Raw genomic sequence first — 20831 nt, forward strand, 5'->3', positions numbered from 1 at the left:
ATGGTATGAATCCGCAGAAGGTCAGAAACCGCTATGATGCCGTCATCGTCGGAGCCGGAGCGGCCGGGTTGTCGACGGCTCTGGGACTCTACAGGGCTCTGGAGAGCGACGGAAACCGGAACGGCTCGTCGCCAAAGGTCCTGGTCGTCTCCAAGCTGCAGCCCCTGCGATCCCACACCGGCTCAGCAGAGGGTGGCATCGCGGCCAGTCTGGGCAACCAGGAAAAGGACGACTGGCATTGGCACTACTACGACACCATCAAGGGCAGCGACTGGCTGGCTGACCAGGATGCCGTGCGAATTCTGGCCGAGCAGGCCCCGGGCATCATCATCGAACTGGAGCATGACGGGGTGGCCTTCTCAAGGACTGAAGACGGGCACATCGCCCAGCGGAAGTTCGGCGGCCATACCGCTGATTATGGCGGCCATCCAGTCAGGAGAGCCGCCTATGCAGCCGACCGTATCGGCCACCAGATCCTGCACGCTCTTTGGCAGCAGTGTCTGCGACAGGGAGTCGAGTTCGCCGAGGAATGGTATGTGACCGATCTGGTTGTTGACCCGCCCACTGATGAGAAATCCGGCGGCCATGCCCGAGGACTGATCGTCCTGGACACCCACGCCGGCAAGCTGCAGGCCATCCAAGCCGACAATATCGTCCTGTGCACGGGCGGAGCCGGCCGACTCTTCCATACGACCTCCAACTCCTGGGACCTGACCGGTGACGGCATGGCGCTCGCCCTGCAGGCCGGCCTGCAGCTGGAGGATGTGGAGTTCATCCAATTCCACCCCACCGGCCTGGGCCACACCGGCATCCTGCTTTCAGAAGCCTCCCGAGCAGAAGGCGGCGTGCTCAGAAACAGTCAGGGACGGGCCTTCATGCAGGACTACGCGCCGGGACACGGCGATCTGGCCGCCAGGGATGTGGTCAGCCGTTCCATCATGGCCGAGATTGATGCAGGTCGCGGGGTGGCCGATCCATCGGACCCGGACGGGCCTCATGATTGCGTCTGGCTGGATATGACCGGCATTGACGGCCAGCGCATGACCGCCCTGCTCCCCCAGGTCACCGAGACCATCCATCGCTACGCCCACCTGGATCCCACTGTGGACATGGTTCCGGTCAAACCCACCGCCCACTACACCATGGGAGGCATCCCCATCACGGATCGCGGCCGTGTCTATCGCTGGCAGGATGGACGCCGTCGAGTCGTCGACGGACTGTTCGCAGCCGGGGAATGCTCCTGTGTCAGCGTTCACGGAGCCAACAGACTGGGCGGCAACTCCCTGCTGGATGCCTGCCTCTTCGGCACCAGAACCGGACAGACCATCGCCGCCGCCATGTCCAATGCCGACAAGCCAAACGACATGACCGACACGTCTCCGCTGGCACAAGCTCTGCAGAAGCGTCAGGCCTTCCTTGACGAGTTGCTGACTGGCGCAAGCAACGCCGAGCCCTCGGAACCAGCATTGGCCGACAACCAAGGCGAAGAACCCGACACCGGTGACGAGGCCAGCCTGAACAACCCTTACGCACTGATGGGCCGACTGGGACGACTGATGGAGGAGGCCGTTGCCGTCCGATGCGATCAGAGCAGCATCGAAAGGGGTTTGCGCGGCCTGGATCACCTAGATGCTGATGCCAAACAGCTGCGTGCGCACAGTGGGACAGCAGTGCTCAACCAGGAGGTGACCGCCATCATGGAGGTGGACAACCTGCTGACCCTGGCCCGGGCCGTCCTGAACGCCAGCCTGCAGCGTCGGGAGTCCCGCGGCGCCCTGTACCGGAGCGATTATCCGCAGCGCGATGACGAACACTACCTGGCTCACACCATGATCGATGCCAAGGAAAACGTCTCCTGGCAGCCCGTTCATATCGTCGACATGCCTCCCAAGGGCCGCAACTACTGATGGGCTCTGATGATGGACTCTGGGCCCAATCTGTTCAGTCAGGTACCTGTTCGACACCTATCCAGGTCAGGCAGGGATTAGGATGGAGTCCGCGCATATCAGTGGGCATCGAGCCGTTTCCCGAACAAGGACAGGAGCAACCGTGACATCACAGTCCACGGAATCAGACGGATCCAAGGCATCCGGATCGGACCTCGATCCCCGCCCGGTGACCTTCCGAATAGCCCGGTTTACCCCACGACCTCAATCAGAGCGTCCGGCACGAACCAACCCATTCGCCAAAAGCAATCCTTTCGCCACAACAGGCAGTCGACGGACCCGCGGCCGCCGTTGGACGCAGGAGTACACGATTCGTATCGCCCCACAGCGCACCGTTCTGGATGCCCTTCTGCAGATCAAGCGAGAGGTGGATCCCACACTGAACTTCCGGTACTCCTGTGGCCATGGCATGTGCGGATCGGATGCCGTGCTCATCAACGGCCGTCCGGATCTGCTCTGCACAGCCACCATCGCCGACTGCCTGGCTGCATCCAAGACCATGCCGAACGCATACACCTCACCCGGTGTAGTTAATGGAACTCCGCAGGTCCAACAGTCTCCAGCCTTCCGTCGCACCGGCACAGCGACACCCAAAACGGCCATACCCCCGTCGGCATCGCATCCGGATTCGGTCTCAGACTCAACGGCCTCAGACTTCTCGGCTACGGATCCTGTGGGCACAGCAGGCCCTGCAGAACTTTCAGAAGCTACAGGCCTTATAGATGCCGCGCACCTTACAAAAACTTCAAATATTGCAGAATCTTCAGCAGTGGAGATCCGCCCGATTCCCGGCTTCACCCCACTCAGAGATCTGATAGTGGACACCGATGCCATGTTTGAGCAGATTCGACGCTTCAAGCCGTATCTGCTCCATGTTGACTCCTCGGCTGATAGCAACCAAGCGGCCCAGGCAAAGGCGGCCGACACAAAGCCATCGTCGGAATACCGGCAAACCCCGGAAGAGCTGGCCCGGTATGAGCTGCTCAGCACCTGCATCGCCTGCGGACTCTGCCAGGGGGCCTGCCCCATTTATGCGGGCGGTGAGGCCTTCGCCGGACCGGCAGCCATGATCGCAGCGGCTCGATTCATCAACGATTCCCGCGACAGCCATCGGCAGGAACGTCTTGAGGCCATCGACCAGGTGGACGGAATCCAGGCATGCCAGTCCATACGAGCCTGCACCCGACCCTGCCCCAGAGGGATCGACGTGGGCGAAGAGATGTGGAAGCTGGTCGAAGCCGTCAAGGAGTAGTCAGACTCCTGCGCACACAGGTCAGCAAGAGCCGGCGACAGGCTTGTGCCCTCTAGTCGTTACCATGGTTAGCATGGACAAAACCTCGTACAACAACATCGCCAGAGGATGGGAATTCGCCGAGGCAAGCGCTCTGAACGTCGAATCCGACAAGTTGCAGACCTTGCGAGACAAGGCTTCGGAGGCCGGATTCGCCCAATGTTCCCGGTCTCAAGGCGCCTTCCTGCAGTTCCTGGCCGGCCGGAACGCTCCGGCTTCCATCATCCTGGTGGGCAACGGCTCCGTGGTCGAAGCCCTGCGCCTGATGACGGGCCTGCATGGTCATGGCCAGTTCACCGCCGTTGACTCCACAGCCCAAGGCACCTCTTTGGTCAAGAAAATTTTCGCGGGAATGGAGAAAGTCCATCCAGGCATGAGGCTGCGGGCGGTCAACGCAGCTGCCCGAACCTACTTCCCCAGGCTCAACCCCAGCGACTACGACCTTATCGTCGTCTCAGGCAATGGGGACAACTACCAGCAGGTTATGGACCAGGCCCCGCGCCTGCTCAAGGACCGGGGACAGCTGATCTTCACGGATGCCTTCGATCTGCTGGAGGAACCGGACAAGGGCGGCGTGCTCAACCCGGCCAATAGATCCGCCAAAACGACCACCTTGCGCACCATCATGGAGGTCATAGGCAAAGACAACGCCTGGGAATCCTGCCTGCTGCCTATCGGCACGGGCATGATCATGGCCACCCGCGCCCGCTGACTGCTGCGCGCCCACTTATTCAGGCACGGTGACGCAGGATGGCCTGCACAGCCTCATCCGGATCATCAGTGCGGATGACCAGATCGGGGTCCAGTTCAGAAATCATGCCCCGTTGCTTCACCGTGTCCGAAATCCAGTCAAAGAGTCCCTGCCAGTAGGCCCTGTCGAAGAGGACGATGGGCATGCTGGGTGCCTTATGGGTTTGGACCAGGGTCAGCACCTCGAACATCTCGTCCAGGGTGCCGAACCCGCCAGGGCAGACGATGATGCCCGAGGAGTATTTCATGAACATCATCTTGCGTACGAAGAAGTAGCGGAAGGTGATGCCCAGATTCACCCAGCGGTTGAGCCCCTGCTCCATGGGCAATTCGATGCCCAGACCCACGGACTTGCCGCCGACCTCAGCAGCGCCCTTGTTGGCCGCCTCCATGATGCCAGGCCCTCCCCCGGTGATGACTGCCATACCGGCCTTGGCCAAGTCGCCGCCCATCTTGCGCGCAGCAGCATAGTTAGGATCCTCCCTGCTGGTCCGGGCTGATCCAAAGATGGCAGCCGCCGGCCCCAGCTCCGCCAGCGCGCCGAACCCGTCGACGAACTCAGCCTGGATGCGCAGCACCCGCCAGGGGTCCATATGCAGCCAGTCCGTATCACCGCCCGATGAGAGCAAACCAGCATTGGCGTCCGCCTCGGGAATCATGGGCCCGCGCATAATGACCGGACCGCTGTGGTAGGTCCTGCCCAGGTCCGGGCCTTCGTCGTCATTGTGATTGTCAACCATATCCGCCATGTACGCATTCCTTCATCGGGCCCCAATCCGAAGGACCCGCTCGATCCTGTTCCGGCTCTCATGATAGCGGCCCCCGCCGCCCGGCTGACGGCAAGATCAGATTCATATCAGGAGAAATAACCGCAGGCGCTGAGGGTAGCGTGGACGAGCTGAATCAGACCAACAGAGTATGGTGCTGCAGTCCCAGACATGGACAAATAACCAAGAGAAAAACCGAGTTTGGCCCTCTAACCCTCCTATGGCTGGTGGCATGGATAACTTATGACTTGCTTGAATATTTCAACTTTCAAGCATGTTTAATCAATGACACTTCGGGTTCCAAACTCACTCCACATCCCATTTGAAACCACGAACTGCCAAAAACACAAGCACTGCTGTAACAGCAAGCACGATGGAAGTTGAAAGCATAGCGCCCGTTTGCTGCAGAGGATTTTTTGATGCCCAGAAAATGAGATCTCCAAAGAGAGTCGACGGAATCCATCTGATAACATTCGTCAACCAATCCGGAAGGATGGCGAAGGGTATGGCCAAGCCGCTGAGGAACAAAGCCAACAGTTGCACGAGAGCTCCCAAGTTAGTTGCCAACTGCGGTGACGAAAGCCAGCCACCCATTAAATACCCCAAGGCAAGGAACATGACCAGGCCCAATAAGGACACGACAAAAACTCGACCTACATCCCTAAACGGAAGCAGATTCAGCAATACCGAAGCGCCTACTATGACAAGGATCTGCAGGGTCGCCATAATGAGCCTTACAGCCAGATACGTCATCAAATAGTCTGTTTTTCGAATCGGTGTTGTTGAAAGTACCCGGAGGGCTCCTGATTGCCTGACTTCGGCCAAAGGACCTGCGGTCATGGTCAAAGCTGTACCGGTCACTGCCAGAAAGAGCGCCATGGGCATAACGAATGGGCTGAAGTCCGGAGCATCAGCCTGTCCTTTCATCATCTCGGACATGAGAAGGAACATTCCCGCCATGGCAAAAGGGAAAATTATGACAAAAATAAAGTATGAGGTATTTCTGACTAGTTCACGAGTCTGCAGCGCCAACAAGGGGCGAAGGTACCTTTTTTCTATCATCTGGAGTCCTAACAAAAATGAGTATCATCAATTATTCAAAATCATGCCCGGTCAACTTCACGAAGGCGTCATAAAGGCTTGGTTCGTTCATACGTAATTGGGAAACCGCAGGATTGCTCGACAGCACAGCAATAACAGGATCCGTATCGTCGGCACGTATTGAAATGGTTGTCTTATCAACGACTTCCGGTTCGCCAAAAGTTCGAAGCACGCTCACAAGGTCCGATATTCCATCTGGCGTTACTTGGCAGGATATTAACGTCCCCTTGGCATGTTTCCTTATGAGTTCCTCCGGGCTGCCTTGGGCTACAGACCGACCATGATCTATCACCGCTACTTCGTGGCACAGAACTCGCGCTTCATCTAGATCATGTGTCGATAGGACAATCGTCGTACCTTCTTCAGCCAGAAACCGAAGCACCTTCCAAAGGTCGTCTCGAGCCATTACATCAAGACCAGTGGAAGGTTCGTCAAGTATGGCTAATTTCGTCCGCCCGATGATGGATAAACCAACGTTCAGGCGCTGTTTTTGTCCACCTGATAATTTCGCTACTTTGCGGAGCAGCAATTCGTCCAAACCCATCCATTTTGCGACTTGATCCACGTCGCGCGGGTGATCATAAAGACTGGCCCAAAATGACAGTATCTCGCCCACTCTTTCCTGGGGAAAGATAGTGGACTCCTGGGGTTGAATACTCACCCGCTGATGAATCCACTGCGAATCAGTCTGCGGATTCCTGCCAAATATGCTGACAGATCCGGAAGTCGGTTTTCTCAAGCCGACAGCTATTTCGAGCGTTGTTGATTTTCCAGCACCGTTAGGGCCCAACAGACCAAAGATGCCCCCTTCAGGGACAATTAGATCAAGGCGATCCAGCGCCTTGATAACCCCTGCCGGCGTTTCATACTCTTTAACTAGACTGCCAAGTTCTATAGCAGCATTCATTGGTGCCACCCTTTATGGTAGGTACAGCGGTTCGTTAAAGTTTCATTGCATTGAGCGGCCAAACCTGCCAGACACTCTTCGAAAAGACTACCACCAACGGTGATTGAAATATATCAGCATAAGAATCGCTGACTGCTGCGTCCAAATATTCGAGTACCTGTCTACAGCAGAGCTGCTAAAGCAACTTATTGATGAGTCAAGCGAGCCAACCGTATCGAACACTGGTTGATCCTGAGAAGCAGCAACCTACCTCTTAAGATGAGTATGCTTATACGCATGATTGCAAAAAAATTTATGTCTCAGAGCAAGATTTATCTCTTTTGACGGAAGCCGCGAAGTATGCAGACAGTCTCTCAGCGGATGTTGTGCTAGGTCTACGACTTTTCATTGATTCTGAGAAAGAGAAAGAGTCAGGAGACAAAGATATAGAACTGAAAGTTTCATCCAATGGCCAAGAGATCATAAAAAGATTCGAAGGTAAAAGAATTTTTAAATCCAGTGATAGGGCTTCTAGGAAAAGGCACATTACGGAGATATTCCCAACAAAGAAGAAGAGCTATGTTTTGTACGAACGAATTTTCACCGACTGGTCGATGATTGCCGAGCACGCCACTCAACTACGTGAGGATCCGAGCAATTGGTACATTGATTTTCCAGAAGATGCTATTCGAAAGATGTCTGTGTATGAATCACTCGATCAGCTGAAATCGCAGTTACCAAACAACATTGCTCAAAAGATAGGGTCAGATGTGTCTACCTATAAGAGTGTTGAGGTTTTAGATATATAGCCAAAGATCTTAAAACAATTTCCTTCGGAGTTCTTAACGACGCCATGGCAGACGGGGAGATCCCTGCGTTTCCCATGCGAATCAATGGCAGGATTCTCTATATTTTCATCTATTTGAAAATATTGTTGCGGCGTTTTCTGATTACTAGAGAGAAGACATCATTGCTTGTCTAAAATGACCGCAGAAGCCCCCGGTAGTTAAATTATTCATTGTTGTATTCGAAACGGTGGGCGCCCCTATTATTGCTCCGTTTTCAGAATGTGCATTACGCAAGCTGATAATCATGATCGGGCTGGGCATCTTTATCTTGGCAACCTTTCTCTGCCGAGCTGCCGGTACTGTGACCATGTTCTGCACATTTCGGTCACTAGCCGATTTGAGAGCGGCTATGTTCATTTCCCATGTGTGCACCTGCATCAAGGAACACTTTCTCCAAAGAGAACATAGGCAAGATCAGGGCATAGTAATGCCGGCCTTATCCTCAGCCATAGCCATCGGGTTTCCAGCAGAATCATTCATTACGAGTATCGCCGCATGGAACTAGATCTTCGTCAGCTCGAAGATTTGCGCAGCTATAGCCTTGATACCCGTCCTCGTGTTTGCGCAACGTGACGCACAGCCGAGTTCCCCATTACGGACAATCGTTTACGACATCAAGGTCATGCCGGCCTTCTTACGACGTCTTTTGAAAGAAGTGTAGCTTCCAAGAGGTTTATACCTTTTGGGAACCTGTCTGGAGTTACCTCCTGAGCTCTAGCTATTTCACAATATTCAAACCTTTTAAATAATTGCGGATTCCCACCATAGGAGCCATGAGACGAAGATTGTCCGTCGGCAAGAGGAGACCACTTGAGGCATCAAGGTAAAAGTCAACAAGTTCCGGCGTCGCAGCATCAACAATGAAGAAATCCACAGCTGACTGCAGATGGGCGGCTACCGCGGCTTTCATGGCCTGGAGTAGCAGCAGCGTGCCCTGCTTTTGATGGCGGACGACCTTCTGTGAGAGCCCCAATTGACATAGCAGGATCCCCGAATACAAACCACTTTTATTCGTCAACGTATCAGTAATCGCCTGAGTAGCTGGTTCTTGGGCTTGGTCGTCGGCCGGGTTGATATGGATATCGTGTTCGCTTACCCCGATTGTTTTCAAGACAAAGACACCCTGTATATCCCCTGTCTGCGAATCCAGACAAATATACGGGGTGCTCTTCTCTTTTTTCCAGGCACCAAATCCTTTGCGGTGGATCACATGATCAACATCCGGCAAACCACAAGAGAAGCTTTTCAATGGGTCACCCGGACGCGGATGCCGCACTTCATCCCATAGAGCTCTCTTTAGGATGCACATGTTTTGTCAGACGCTCAGCTTTGCTTTCGTGCGGGCCACCGCATCAGCGACACGTTTATCCCAGTTGATGCTGTTCATCATGTCATTGTTGACGAGCACCACATTGGGATTACTGATCCGCTCCTGCCACGGGGCGTTGATGACCGTCTGCGCAATCTGCTTGTCATCCATGACAAGATGCTGAGCATTTGGCCGATAAACCGACTTCCAGGCAGGATCTTTATGCGACATGTCACGCAACTGTGAAGCGGTATAACCCTTGTACTTGTCCCAGACCTGCTCGATGAACGACCTCATGTCCTGCGGAACTTGGTCCAAGGCATGCTCATCGAAAGGAGCCTCTGTCAAAGAACGATCCTTCCAAGCGGAAAAACGGTACCGTAAGCTCGGCACTATGGGCCCATGCCTGTAGGCCTCCAACCGTTCTCTGAACAGTCGGTGGTTGGTCGCCGCGAGATACTGGGCCTGGGCCAAATACATGAGCTTATTAAGCTTCATCTGGGTCACGTCAGTTATTGCATCGCGCTCAGCAAGCGATAGGAAAGCATCAGCTACAACATCGGTAGGAGCGTTATAGTGAAACACGGTGTCATACAAATCAACCGTCTCATCCCGTGAACTCATTTCAGCCACCATGAATCTCATCTCCTTTCCTTAGCTATAATTCTACACGGAACGTCTGATTATCTCCCAATCCCCCTTATGCTCTTAGCAGCTTGTCACATAGAACGCACAGGGAAGCATGCAACCAATAGAGGCAAGTATGTTCCTTACTTGGCATACCCCTGCAGACTTGAACAAGTGAATTGACTTAAGCAACCCAAACGCACAAGGCTATTGCGCTTCGTTTTGCTGCTGTGCCACCACAGCTGCGGTTTGAATCAAAGGTGCTTGGTGGCCAGCCGTTGGAAGAGCGTATCGTTGCCCCGACGCATTTCAAGGCAACATCCGCCTCTATTTCAGCCTTCCTGGTTTTCCGGGATCCGATGATCTGCAGCGAACAAGTGGAACTTGAAGAAGGTTGAACAGCCAGTCTTTCTGGCGTGCCAGCCGTGCTCTTATATGCATGTGACGATTCAACGCGGCGCCAAAATCTTCGTAGTTGTAACCTTAGATTCTCATACTCACATCCTCAGTACCAATCTAATCCGTCACGGCGCTGATCATAAAAGGACGTATTTACAATGCCTCCCAGCGCGATAGGTATTCCGTCCAGGACCAGCATAGGAATGCACGATAGCTTCCCATCATGCCTATCGCTGCGCATAGACGAAGCTGTATAGGATAGTCTTGGACCAAACGCAGGGCGATAGTTTCTGTAATGGTTTTCAATTTACCGTAGTCGTTGATAACTGGGGGTTTCTTTGGACTAACCGACTGGTGAGTTGCCCCATTCCTCGCGAATGCGTCATAGATCAGTGGGACCGGTTCAGGCACCTTTCCGACTTTATTGGCCTGATCGGTATCTTTATAATCCCGTCAGGCCAGTTTCTGACAGACTTTTGTGCGATGCGGTAGACGGCATCCTCCAAGAAGAGTCGGCTGGATTTCCCGGGTGGCGCGAAAACTGAGGGTTAATTCCATTTTCTGACGGTAATCAGCCTGATGCCTGAGACGTTAGCCCAGGTGGCCTGGTTTTAGTCCGCCCCAAGTCACGGGGGGGGGGGGGACTTACATAAGTAATGCGCCGAAAATATGACCGAGTGGGTTTCAACCTCTTATCTCTGTGCAGAGGATTTTACTGCTGAAGCGGACATCCCCTCATGAAGCCATAGGCAGTGAATAAAACCAAAATGTGAGATGACCTGTCCTGCAGTAAAGGTGCGATCTGCTTTTCCTATGCAAGTCAGGTCATGCCAAAGATATGAATCAGAGTCCAGACGATACCTGCACCCAAAGAGAATCCAACGGCTGAAGTCACACAGAAATTGATGACCGGCCCCACAATCGAATGGGACTTGAACGCCTGGCTGTAGTATCGATTTCCGGGCATGAGCCACTTTCGTTCAAAGCGGGTTCGTTTACTGCGGTCCACTTCCTCGCCAGACAGAAAGGCCTTGATCTCCCGATAGGTCTGCACGTCATTGCGGGCTTTAATCTGCTCGATGTACGCGGCAGCTATGATACCCAAAATGCCCGTTATCAGAACCATGGTGAGCATGGCATACAGAATCACATCTGACTTATTCAACTTCATATAGAGAGCAAATCCGACGATAAGGGTCAAAAACATGAAGACTGTGAGAATTCCACAGACCAGGCCGAGTCGGCGAAGGTTTTTGGTTTCCGAATCAATGCTCTTCTCCATGATGTCGAGATCTCCTTTGATCAGCTGGTCGATGGTCACATCGAAGAGGTTGGACAGGAGGAGCAGGTTCTGCACGTCCGGGTAGGTACGGTCGTTCTCCCAGTTGGATATGGTCTGACGGGACACAAATATCTTCCCCGCAAGATCATCCTGGGACATGCCCCGCTCCGAGCGATACCGGCGAATCTGATTGCCCAGTTCCATACCCCTGCCACCCGCTTCCCCTGATCATCGTTCGCTAACCGATGTTGGTTGATGACTATGTGGTTGCATCATCGTGACCTGCGCAAGTCCGACCCTCTCAAGCTATCAACCCAACCCCTTGCCCAGCAAAAATTTCCCTGCCAAAAGTCTTTGACACCCTCATTTTCAAGGGTTATCAGCATAACTCAGCCAGAATGTAGGTTGAAGAAACACCCCGGACAGGTCATCAGCGCAGCACCAATCACATTCGCCTCCCATTGCCAAGCCCAGAGTATTGTCATGCAATGATGCGATACAAGAATAAGAAGGTATAGCCAGCGGGCGAAGACCCCGTCATACACCGTAGAATGCATGAGGCGCATCGGGAGGATTAAGCCAGCGGATGCGCTGTACGCTTGGAAATCAACTCTGGCTACCGCACAAAGACGTGAAGGATCCAGTTCATGGATAGTCATAGGCATAAATTTCAAAGGCTGGCTCATGGGAATGGTGGTCATCTTCAAAAGCGACCTTAAGGAGGGCAGCTCGGGTGAGGGGCTTATACACCACGCCATCACATCGACATCAGACAATCCGATAAGTGAGCTCAGAACTGCCAGGAGTTGACTATGGGGTGGACGGAAATCAACGGCTACTTCTGTATGGACAGCCAATTGCTCGACACCATGGGGTCCAGAAACCTCGACCGGGGCCTGCACTGTTTAATTTCACTGACACAGGCTCCTAGGGTAGAAAGATCATTGCAGCAGCACGTTTCACAGTTTGTGCCAGATGCTCGAATGCCTCAGAATACGACGAAGTATCCTCCCTTGAAAGTCGGATTCTAGAAGAAATTGCAGGACACGGATACGCTCCAGGTTGACTTGGCACAGGCAACCGCTCAAGAAAACTAGTTGGTGGCATCCAGGACAGCAACACTGCCCAGCTCGTGATCCCGCCCCAAATACCAAGAAATGCTCATGCATATCCATCCCTTATCTTCACTTACTGCCCTTTGCTCTCAATGCCATCAATCAGCAGGACATCGAGCCGTAGGGCGGGGAGATCCTCTGCCTTCTCAGAGACGGGTGAATACAGGCCAAGCCGCGACAACCGTCCTTCCATGCCAGCCGGGACAGGACATCCGCATCGGATGATGCAGTAGCGCCAACGACCGATCCACGCCGCGGGGAACGGCAGGACGAACAATATCAGAGCCCCCCGCCTGTCGCCAGTAGCCAGCATCAGCCAATAGACTGTATCCAAGATGCTTCAACTACCCGATATGCGCCCATGAAACGCTGCAGGGGAAGATGTCCAAAACTACGAAGCACAGGTATCAAAGCTTGTTGTTCGGCTCTCCCGTCAGTCATTCGCAAGTGTTACAAAGCCAAACCTTTCTCATCATTGGCGTTCTATAGTTCGTAGGGCCAATCACGAGAGGTCATTAGCATGTCGCAATGCCTCACATGATGTGGATGCGCAACAATCCGTTGGAATGCTGGGTTGGTCAGGAGTGATTGAAGATGTGGTCCAGATCCTTGACTATTTGCTGGTTGCCGCCGGACTTTCGCATGTCCTCGCTGATCCTGTTGACATTGTCGGCGATTTGTTTGTCTGCCAGGATCATCGAGGCTGCACGCCCCAGCGTCTGACCGTTGATCTTTTTGCGGCTCACCACCGTTCCCAGCCCGAGCTCTGCGATTCTCGCCCCTACCGTCGGCTGATCGTCGGCCATAGGAACCACCACCATAGGCACCTTGTAGTAAAGGGCTTCGTTGACGCTGTTCATGCCGCCATGCGTGATGAACAGATCAGCCTTCTCAAGGACGGCCAGTTGGCCTACAGACTGGTGGATGAAAATATTTTGAGGAACCCGGCCCAATTTTGTCTGGTCGAAATTATGGCCCACCGAGAGCACCACTGTGACATCTCTACCTCCGAACGCTGCCACCACCGCCCGGTAAAAGGGGATAAAGGTATTGAATATCGTGCCCAAGGATGCGTAGATGACAGGCCGTTCCCCGCCTTTGTTGAGCTCATCGTCCAGACGGGCATCCTTGGCTTGCGGTGCTCTGCCATCCAGAGAGGGGCCGATGAACTTGAATTGCTTGTCCGAAAAAGCTTCATTGCCGAGCTGGAAAGACCGGGATGTGTAGACGTACGTAAGTGTTGGATTGTTGTCGACCATCTCCGTGATGAAATCGTCGGATTCGATACGCCCATGCCGCCGCATCGAAAGTGACATCAGTTTCACAACGGCGGGAAACTTCAGCAGACTGGTCACGTGCAGCCCGCCCGTATCAGACAGCTTGGCAAGAATCGATCGATTGTAAGTAAATATGGATGACAAGCGGATAGAGGGCACGCCGATCTGATCAGCAAGGCACTTACCCGACAGCAGCAGGCCTTCATACATGAGAGCATCGTACTGCTTCTCTGCTGCCAAACGCCGGGCCGTCTCTATCGCGTAAACCCCGCCACGAAGACTCTGCACCTTGTTCGGCTGCTCAGGATAATCATCATATGGAACAAACAAGGCACCTGAATCTTCTAAACTGATCTCGCCATCGTGGATCGCAGACATAGGTGACCGAATAACCGGCCTTCACCAAAGCACGCACGGTTCCCAAGGTCGGATTGATATGACCCTGATACGGCATATTCAGCATGAGAAGGCTACCTCTCGTAGGAAATGAAGCCATATCATGCTTTCCTGGAATAATATCCTCTTTTGTTCCCATTATCGCCCCTTCCCTTTATCAGAGTTTTGCTTGAACCTATCAGGTTTCCCCCATGCGCAGTATGTCCAGCCACATACTGGGCACACTCAATCCCACCCGACAGCGATCTGTACTCATACTCACCTGATGCTGGCGGCCGACATTATTTCACCGGGTGCTCATATAGCAAGCCAAACGGCGAATGTCAGGCTTGTTGCGCCCAATACACACAGCGCAAACCAGCGCTTGTCCTTTTTGCCCAATATGAATCCCCGAACCATCAGTACCAAGCCGAGCAAAGCCGCGAATACCATAATCCAGAAACCCATGTTCTAGACCTTTCGTTGAAGTTTGATGATTCGATCATGCTGGTCAGCCAATGAGGCGTCATGCGCAACGGTGACGATTGTGGATCCTGAATCGTGGTTCAGGGCAAAGAGCAGAGCGATGATCCTCGACCTGTTCGCTGAATCGAGAGCGGCAGCAGGCTCATCAGCAAGAGCAGCCTGAAATTCCGAATGGCGACCCATGCGAAGACTTCTCTTGCTTTTCCCCACCGGAATATTCAAGCGGTTTTTGCCAAATATAGACCCAATGCCCAGAGAGTCCGCCACCTGGCCGAATCTTTCGGAATGCTCCTTGCCTAGTGCCCCTGCATAGAGCAGGGGCAGCTTGATGTTGCCCACGATGCTCAAGGAACTGATGAGCCTTGATTCCTGCAGAACGAACCTGATTTCCTGGCTCCTCCATGCAGCCGATCCAGGCTCTTTCTACAAGGACCACTCTGCACTCTCGCCCTGCAAGCGAACCATCCGCGCGAACTCACCATCTGCGGCCATAAGCTCCTGCGGAGAACCCTGCTCGACCACACGCCCATGGTCAAGAACGACAATCTTGTCGGCCTGCTCAACAGTGCGCATCCGGTGGGCAATGACCATGACGGTCTTCCCCACCAGTAATTGCGACAGGGCTTCCTGCACCTGCGTCTCGTTCTCCACATCCAGGGAGGCAGTGGCCTCGTCAAGCAGGACAATCGGGGCGTCCTTGAGAATGGCTCTGGCAATGGAGATTCGTTGCCGCTCACCTCCGGAAAGCCTGGAACCGTTTTCACCAATCATCGTCTGGTACCCCTGTGGCAGGCGCGATACAAACTGGTCACAGTTGGCGGCCCTGGCCGCAGCCAACACCTCCTCGTCACTGGCACCGCACCGCCCCATCCGAATATTGCCCATGACCGTGTCGTCAAAGAGCATCACGTCCTGGAAAACAACGGCATAGTCCCGCAGGAGAACCTCCGGATCCACTTGGCTCACATCCACCCCTCCCACGGTGATGGAACCTGAAGCGGCATCCCAGAAGCGAGCCGCCAATCGAGCGCAGGTCGATTTCCCCGATCCCGAGGGGCCAACCAGGGCCGTCATCTCCCCCTCTTTGGCAGTGAAACCGACATCTTCAAGAACCGGCTCACCTGCCGCCTTACCAGCAAGGCCGGGATAGGAGAAGGCAACGTGGTCGAAGACGATATCGTGCCCATCGGGATGAAATTCCGTACTCCCCTCGGCTACAGGTTCCTCGTTGATGGAGCGAATCCGCCGGGCCGAGCCCTGGGATTGGAAGAGTTCCGAAACCAGCATCAGCGCCTGATCAAAGGGCGAGTAAATCCGTGAGACCATCAGGAGGAATAGGAACATGACCATGAAGTCGATCCTGCCCTGGATGATCAATCCGGCAGCCACCAGGAAGGTCGTTGCCACACCCAACCTCAAAACCACCATGGCGGAGTTCAATATAAGGCCATTGGTCATCTCGGTTCGGACCGTAGTGGCTTCGGTGTCATCGATGGTCGAGGAGAGCCTCTCCAGATACCTCTCTTCCTGGTTGGTGGCGTGAATCTCCCGAACGCAGTCAAGCGCCTCCTGAATGCCATCACTGACCCGAATCTGGGCCTGCCTCGTACGCCGTGACGAAGCTTCAACGAATCGTCGAGTGGCAAAGATGATGGCGAAGGCCACCGGCACGCTCCAGAATGCAGCCAAATCAAGTGCCCAATTGATGGGCAGAAGCGACAGGAATATCAGGACGGATGAAACGACTGCGCCATAGAGCTGGCTCAGCGCATGGGCGTAGGCATGTTCCATGATGGCCACGTCACCCAGAATGGTATCGGTCAGATCAGCCAGGTCACGCCGCCCGAAAAATGAGAGAGGCAGTTTGCGCAGTCTCTCGGCCAGGTCGATCCGCTGGGTTCCGGTCTGGCTGAAGACCGCACCGTAGGAATAACTGTACTGGAACCAGGAGGTGCCGAAGAGAATAAGCGCAAAGACCAGGAGACCGGCCAGATAGGGCAGGACTTTCGGCAGAGGCGCCCCTGCCGTCAGGTGCTCAACAAAAGCGTTCATGACCAGCAGAAGGGAGGCCGTTCCCGCCATGATAATCAGATTGGTCAGTGTGGTCCACAGCGTTCCCAAAACCACGATCTTCATGCCTCGGTCGGACAGGGCGTACTTCTTCTTGAATGAGGCGAACACTTATGCCTCACCTCCTTTCCTCTGGATGTCGGAATCACCGGTAGACGAGTCCGTAGCGAATGGCCCGACACCGGGAACGACGTGCTTCTCACCCGCAATGGGGCCTGCGGGATTTTGACCCGTTCCGGCGGCAGCCTTCGGAGAGTTGTCGACCTTCCAGGAGACCGCCCGTTCATAATCAGACCAGATACGGGCATAGGTACCCTGCGCATCAAGAAGCTGGCGATGAGTGCCCTGCTCTACCAGGTGGCCCCCATCCAATACCAGGATTCGATCGACATGAGCCACAGTCGATAAACGGTGGGCGATCATGAGAACGGTTCGCCGTCGGCCCCCTCCGCCGCGTGTCAATTTGGTCAGCGCCTTCTGTATCAAGAATTCATTCTCGGGATCGGCAAAAGCAGTCGCCTCATCCAGGACCACAATGGGAGACTCCTTGAGGATTGCCCTGGCCAGGGCCACACGCTGGACCTCTCCCCCGGAAAGGTAGGTTCCACCTGAGCCGAGCATAGTATCCAGCCCCTCGGGAAGCTTGTCAACGATGTCCATGCATTGGGCCGCTCTCAATGCCTCCATAACCTGCTCAGGAGCGGCGTCCGGTCTGGCTGCGCGAACGTTCTCCAGGAGGGTGGTCGAAAAGAGCCTGCTGGTCTGGAAGACAAAGGCGACCTGCCCCATCAGATCATGTGGATCGATGGATCTGACATCAATGCCACCCACAGCGACCCTGCCCGAATCCACATCCCAAAAACGTGGCAACAGACTGGCACAGGTCGATTTGCCGCCTCCCGAGGGACCGACCAGAGCGACCATTCCACCCTCCGGCACCTTGAAGTCAATCCGATCCAGTGCCGGGAGATCAGCACCTGGATAGGTATATGACGCCTGTTCCAGGGAAGCATCTGCTGACTTCGGGCGTTCCGGTTCGGCAGCTACCGTCAGAGGATCACTGCTGAGCACGCCGGCAATCCTGTCCAAGGCATCGTCGGCCTTGCTGAAGGACTCACTGGAGAACTGCAGACGGGTCATGGCCGTGGGGACCATGCCCGAGAAGACGGCGTAGAAGGCGAAATCGGCCACAAAAGAAGTGAAGTCACTCTGCCCCGAAGCCAGCAGGATGGCCACAGGAATCAGGAAGATCACGGTCCCGTTCAGGGCCGTCATCTGAATGGTCTGGGGGAGGTGGCAGATTTGCATAGCATAGTTCCTGGCTATTCGGCTGTAATGCTCGATGGCCTCATGGAACGCCTTGAAGGAGTACACCGTCTGTTGGAAGACCTTGACGACCGGAATACCACGGACATATTCTGTCCCGGTCTTCGACATCCGCACCAGCGCATCCTGGTATTCCGTCATAAAGGACTGTCCCTGATCGTTCATCATGGCACGGATGCAGACCAGGGCTATCAGAATGGGAAAAAGGCAGGCCAGGCCCATACGCCAGTCGAAGACCAGCATCAGTATCGGCATGCCTAGAATCATGGCGAAGGATCCAGCCGCGTCGGGGAGGATATGGGCGAGCAGATTCTCGGTATCGCCCGCCGAGCCATCAATGGTGCGACGCAGCTCGCCGGAGGCATGGAGGTCGAAATACCCCAAGGGAAGGCTCAGCAGGTGGCCTATGGCCGCTTTGCGCATGTTGGATGCGCTCCGGAAAGCCGCCAGATGCGTCATCAGCAGCCCTGCACAGTACAGAACGACGGAAGCCGCCGCAAACCCGAATCCCAGCCATCCATAAATGGCGATTTCCGTAGCCTGAGACCACCCCGGAGCAACGGCGAGGAGGTCTTTTACCGCCAGCCATATGCAGATGTAGGGTCCAAGGCCAGCAATCGTGGAGAGGGCGGACAGACCACAGCCGAGATAGGAGAACACCTTACGAGGGCCGGCGAAATCAAGCAGCTGCATTAGGGAACTACGCCCATGCGACCTCTCACGATTAGGCGCACCTCCCCCGCCCTGTGCTTTACCTTCTGCAGGATCCGGTTTGCTTCTCGAATCCGCCTGATCTGTGGTCATCTCTTTCCTCCAGGTTCATCCAAAACTCTTGTCCTTCGTTGCCATCGAACGTAATCTGAGAAGCCAACGGCTGGAAGACCGTCACAGAACGACGGATGAATCCATAAAAGGTGCGAACGAAAACGAAAGTCTACCGAGATCGCCACAAAGCCGGCAGGATGAAAGCAGGTGAGCCATGACAGACCATGCGATACGCTTCGAATCCCGCGAGATACAGACCCTGTATCGCCCCCAGGTAGAGCAACTCGGTATGGAACTCCATCACCGGTCGGGAGGATTGGAAGGGCAGGTCGATGGCGACATCTGCCAAGGAAGATTCCAAGCCAATCCAGCGGGCCCTTATTGCCTGGTCATATGGCACGACATCACCTTCCTGCGCGAGATGGATTTCAGCGAGTACGCCATGACCGACTACTTCTGCCTGACCCTGGATGAAAGCCCGGCATCCAACCCCGCTCCTTACGGGTTGCAGCCATGTACGAAGCAGGAGGGCAATATGGTCTCCTTGGTACAGCGGGCAGGATCAGTCACCAACCGTATGCCGGCAGGCTCCCGCTCGCGAACCCGAAGCATCTGTATCCTGCCCGACTATTTCATGGAGCTGGAAAACCAATGGCCTAGCCAGGTCGGGGGACTCTTTGACGCCTTCTGCCAACCCTGGCCATCCGATATTGCACTGGCCGCTTCAACCGCCCTGTCAACGTTTGCCCCCGGAAGGCCGGGCCAGACGGAGTTCCTCATAAAAGCACACATCGACCTCCTCATGGCCATGCTGGCCCAGGCTTTCTCCGCCCTTGTACAGAGCCACGAACCGTCACATGACCGCGACCTGGTCCAGCAAGTCAAAGCTCACATCCGATCCCACTTGGGCGGCGACCTCTCCATTGATCGGATAACCCAATGCCTGTATGTGGGACGCACACGTCTATGCCTGGCATTCAAGCGTGAGACCGGCACAAGTCTGGCCAGGTACATCAGAGAGCAAAGAATGGACCGGGCCCGCCACCTTCTCTCGTCCACTGGGGAGGACATTGCCTGGATCGGCAAGCAGGTCGGATATATGCGCCCCAGTTCATTTAGCGCGGCTTTCACCAGAGAAACCGGGGTTACACCGATCGCTTGGCGCGTGCAGTGCAACCGCGTTGATTAGGCTCGCATCAATCGATACTTCCGTAATCGCGAAGGCCAGGCAGCTGGAACAGCGGCCCCGGCTGACCCATGCTGCGTGTAGCGGCAGGACAGAGGATATAAAAGACACACACTGTCACCATCAACCAGTATCAGCAAATCGGCTGATACTTGACATGCTCCGAACCAACCGTCCTGTATCCAAGCAACACCGCCAAAGAAGATACGAGAAGCTAGGAAGCACATGCATCAGAACTACTGTCTCACTCCCCTATCAGCCATTCGCAAGTACTACAAAGCCAAACCCTTTTCACCGTTGATGTTCCATGGTATGTTGAAACACATTCCGAAGGGGCCGACAGCATGCTGCAGCGCCACGCATGATGTGGATGTGCAACGATCCGACAGTCAGACGGAAGCAATGATAAACCAGAACGATACCGGAAATCGCGGCGATTCACGAACCTCCGCAAACAAGAAGTCGATCCTTAGCATGCTCGGGAGAGCAGTCTCATTCCCGATCATGTTCACCGTGTCTTTCTCCTTCCTAGCTCCATGCGCGTTCATGCAGAACATCAAGCGCGTGGACTATTGGACCACGGCTTTGCTGCTTACGGCAGTGGCCGTTGCAGGCGACCTCATCGTTAGACAGGGCCCAGCAGGCCGGTCTGGGAACAGCGTCAGGTATAAAGGGCCTGACTCGGACGCCGAAACATGTCCATCACCGCTCGAACTATCCACACCAAAGCCAAGACAAGAACGAAGGAACTGCAATGAAAAAAGGAGCATATGCCGAGAGACAACGCCGACGGAAGACCAGCTAGTGGCGCTAGGCACTGCTGGCCTGGGCCAACATACGACTGCTCATGAGCATGCTCATGGTTCCTTTCCGCGACACATTCTCTACAGCAGTAATCACCGGTATCCATCTGTCTTCTTTGCTATAACCAAGACCATGCCCCGCTCAGTGTCCTTTACAAAAACGGAAGAGGTTACCTGCCAACACCTCGAGTCCACAACAGACAAGACCTCAGATGAGTGGCC

At 54.7% G+C, this 20831-nt stretch carries 15 protein-coding genes; 5 read left to right on the top strand and 10 right to left on the bottom strand.

Annotated features, from left to right (window positions below; genetic code table 11):
• Window positions 1-5: 5 nt before the first annotated feature.
• From QRX41_RS00090 to QRX41_RS00100, 3 genes are all read left to right on the top strand, one after another.
• A complete protein-coding gene (locus tag QRX41_RS00090) occupies window positions 6-1907 on the top strand; it encodes an FAD-dependent oxidoreductase (RefSeq protein WP_313837912.1) in 1902 nt (633 codons plus the stop codon).
• Window positions 1908-2115: 208 nt separating this feature from the next.
• A complete protein-coding gene (locus tag QRX41_RS00095; RefSeq protein WP_313838672.1) occupies window positions 2116-3198 on the top strand; it encodes a succinate dehydrogenase/fumarate reductase iron-sulfur subunit in 1083 nt (360 codons plus the stop codon).
• 73 nt (window positions 3199-3271) lie between these two features.
• Window positions 3272-3949 (top strand): O-methyltransferase, encoded by a 678-nt coding sequence (locus tag QRX41_RS00100; protein WP_313837914.1) that lies wholly within the window; start codon window positions 3272-3274, stop codon window positions 3947-3949.
• Window positions 3950-3968: 19 nt separating this feature from the next.
• On the opposite strand, the gene QRX41_RS00105 is transcribed toward QRX41_RS00100, so the two are convergent.
• From QRX41_RS00105 to QRX41_RS00115, 3 genes are all read right to left on the bottom strand, one after another.
• Window positions 3969-4736, bottom strand: coding sequence for an LOG family protein (locus tag QRX41_RS00105; protein WP_313837915.1), 768 nt, complete (start codon window positions 4734-4736; stop codon window positions 3969-3971).
• Between the two features lie 324 nt (window positions 4737-5060).
• A complete protein-coding gene (locus tag QRX41_RS00110) occupies window positions 5061-5789 on the bottom strand; it encodes an ABC transporter permease (protein ID WP_313837917.1) in 729 nt (242 codons plus the stop codon).
• Between the two features lie 58 nt (window positions 5790-5847).
• Window positions 5848-6762, bottom strand: coding sequence for an ABC transporter ATP-binding protein (locus QRX41_RS00115; RefSeq protein WP_313837919.1), 915 nt, complete (start codon window positions 6760-6762; stop codon window positions 5848-5850).
• Window positions 6763-7082: 320 nt separating this feature from the next.
• Between QRX41_RS00115 and QRX41_RS00120 the strand changes: the two genes are divergently transcribed.
• Entirely contained in the window at window positions 7083-7550 is a 468-nt protein-coding gene (locus tag QRX41_RS00120) for an EXLDI protein (RefSeq protein WP_313837921.1), read from the top strand.
• 757 nt (window positions 7551-8307) lie between these two features.
• Here the strand turns inward: QRX41_RS00120 and QRX41_RS00125 are convergent.
• The 7 genes from QRX41_RS00125 to QRX41_RS00155 form a co-directional block, all read right to left on the bottom strand.
• Entirely contained in the window at window positions 8308-8817 is a 510-nt protein-coding gene (locus QRX41_RS00125; protein ID WP_313837922.1) for a hypothetical protein, read from the bottom strand.
• 87 nt (window positions 8818-8904) lie between these two features.
• Complete coding sequence (locus QRX41_RS00130; protein ID WP_313837924.1) at window positions 8905-9543, bottom strand: Panacea domain-containing protein; 639 nt, start codon at window positions 9541-9543, stop codon at window positions 8905-8907.
• Window positions 9544-10744: 1201 nt separating this feature from the next.
• Window positions 10745-11410, bottom strand: a complete 666-nt coding sequence (locus tag QRX41_RS00135; RefSeq protein WP_313837926.1) for a helix-turn-helix transcriptional regulator — start codon at window positions 11408-11410, stop codon at window positions 10745-10747.
• 1489 nt (window positions 11411-12899) lie between these two features.
• Window positions 12900-13976: a nucleotide disphospho-sugar-binding domain-containing protein gene (locus tag QRX41_RS00140; protein ID WP_313837928.1), complete on the bottom strand. Its 1077-nt coding sequence runs from the start codon at window positions 13974-13976 to the stop codon at window positions 12900-12902.
• A gap of 468 nt (window positions 13977-14444) precedes the next feature.
• On the bottom strand, window positions 14445-14798 hold the full coding sequence (locus QRX41_RS00145; RefSeq protein ID WP_313837929.1) for a P-loop NTPase family protein: 354 nt from the start codon (window positions 14796-14798) through the stop codon (window positions 14445-14447).
• Between the two features lie 84 nt (window positions 14799-14882).
• On the bottom strand, window positions 14883-16640 hold the full coding sequence (locus QRX41_RS00150) for an ABC transporter ATP-binding protein (protein WP_313837931.1): 1758 nt from the start codon (window positions 16638-16640) through the stop codon (window positions 14883-14885).
• Window positions 16641-18659 carry an ABC transporter ATP-binding protein gene (locus tag QRX41_RS00155; protein WP_313837933.1) on the bottom strand — a complete coding sequence of 673 codons (2019 nt, stop codon included), beginning with the start codon at window positions 18657-18659 and terminating at the stop codon, window positions 16641-16643.
• A 175-nt stretch (window positions 18660-18834) separates the two neighbouring features.
• On the opposite strand from QRX41_RS00155, the gene QRX41_RS00160 reads away from it, so the two are divergent.
• Window positions 18835-19809: an AraC family transcriptional regulator gene (locus tag QRX41_RS00160; RefSeq protein WP_313837935.1), complete on the top strand. Its 975-nt coding sequence runs from the start codon at window positions 18835-18837 to the stop codon at window positions 19807-19809.
• Window positions 19810-20831 lie beyond the last annotated feature (1022 nt).

It is taken from the genome of Bifidobacterium kimbladii, from assembly GCF_032193675.1.
Lineage (GTDB): Bacteria > Actinomycetota > Actinomycetes > Actinomycetales > Bifidobacteriaceae > Bombiscardovia > Bombiscardovia kimbladii.

What these genes read in the sequence shown, in the direction of transcription:
- QRX41_RS00105 (WP_313837915.1), bottom strand. Translation starts at nt 4,736, where the DNA reads ATGGCGGATATGGTTGACAATCACAATGACGACGAAGGCCCGGACCTG.
- QRX41_RS00160 (WP_313837935.1), top strand. Translation starts at nt 18,835, where the DNA reads ATGACAGACCATGCGATACGCTTCGAATCCCGCGAGATACAGACCCTG.
- QRX41_RS00100 (WP_313837914.1), top strand. Translation starts at nt 3,272, where the DNA reads ATGGACAAAACCTCGTACAACAACATCGCCAGAGGATGGGAATTCGCC.
- QRX41_RS00135 (WP_313837926.1), bottom strand. Translation starts at nt 11,410, where the DNA reads ATGGAACTGGGCAATCAGATTCGCCGGTATCGCTCGGAGCGGGGCATG.
- QRX41_RS00130 (WP_313837924.1), bottom strand. Translation starts at nt 9,543, where the DNA reads ATGAGATTCATGGTGGCTGAAATGAGTTCACGGGATGAGACGGTTGAT.
- QRX41_RS00140 (WP_313837928.1), bottom strand. Translation starts at nt 13,976, where the DNA reads ATGTCTGCGATCCACGATGGCGAGATCAGTTTAGAAGATTCAGGTGCC.
- QRX41_RS00090 (WP_313837912.1), top strand. Translation starts at nt 6, where the DNA reads ATGAATCCGCAGAAGGTCAGAAACCGCTATGATGCCGTCATCGTCGGA.
- QRX41_RS00155 (WP_313837933.1), bottom strand. Translation starts at nt 18,659, where the DNA reads ATGACCACAGATCAGGCGGATTCGAGAAGCAAACCGGATCCTGCAGAA.
- QRX41_RS00115 (WP_313837919.1), bottom strand. Translation starts at nt 6,762, where the DNA reads ATGAATGCTGCTATAGAACTTGGCAGTCTAGTTAAAGAGTATGAAACG.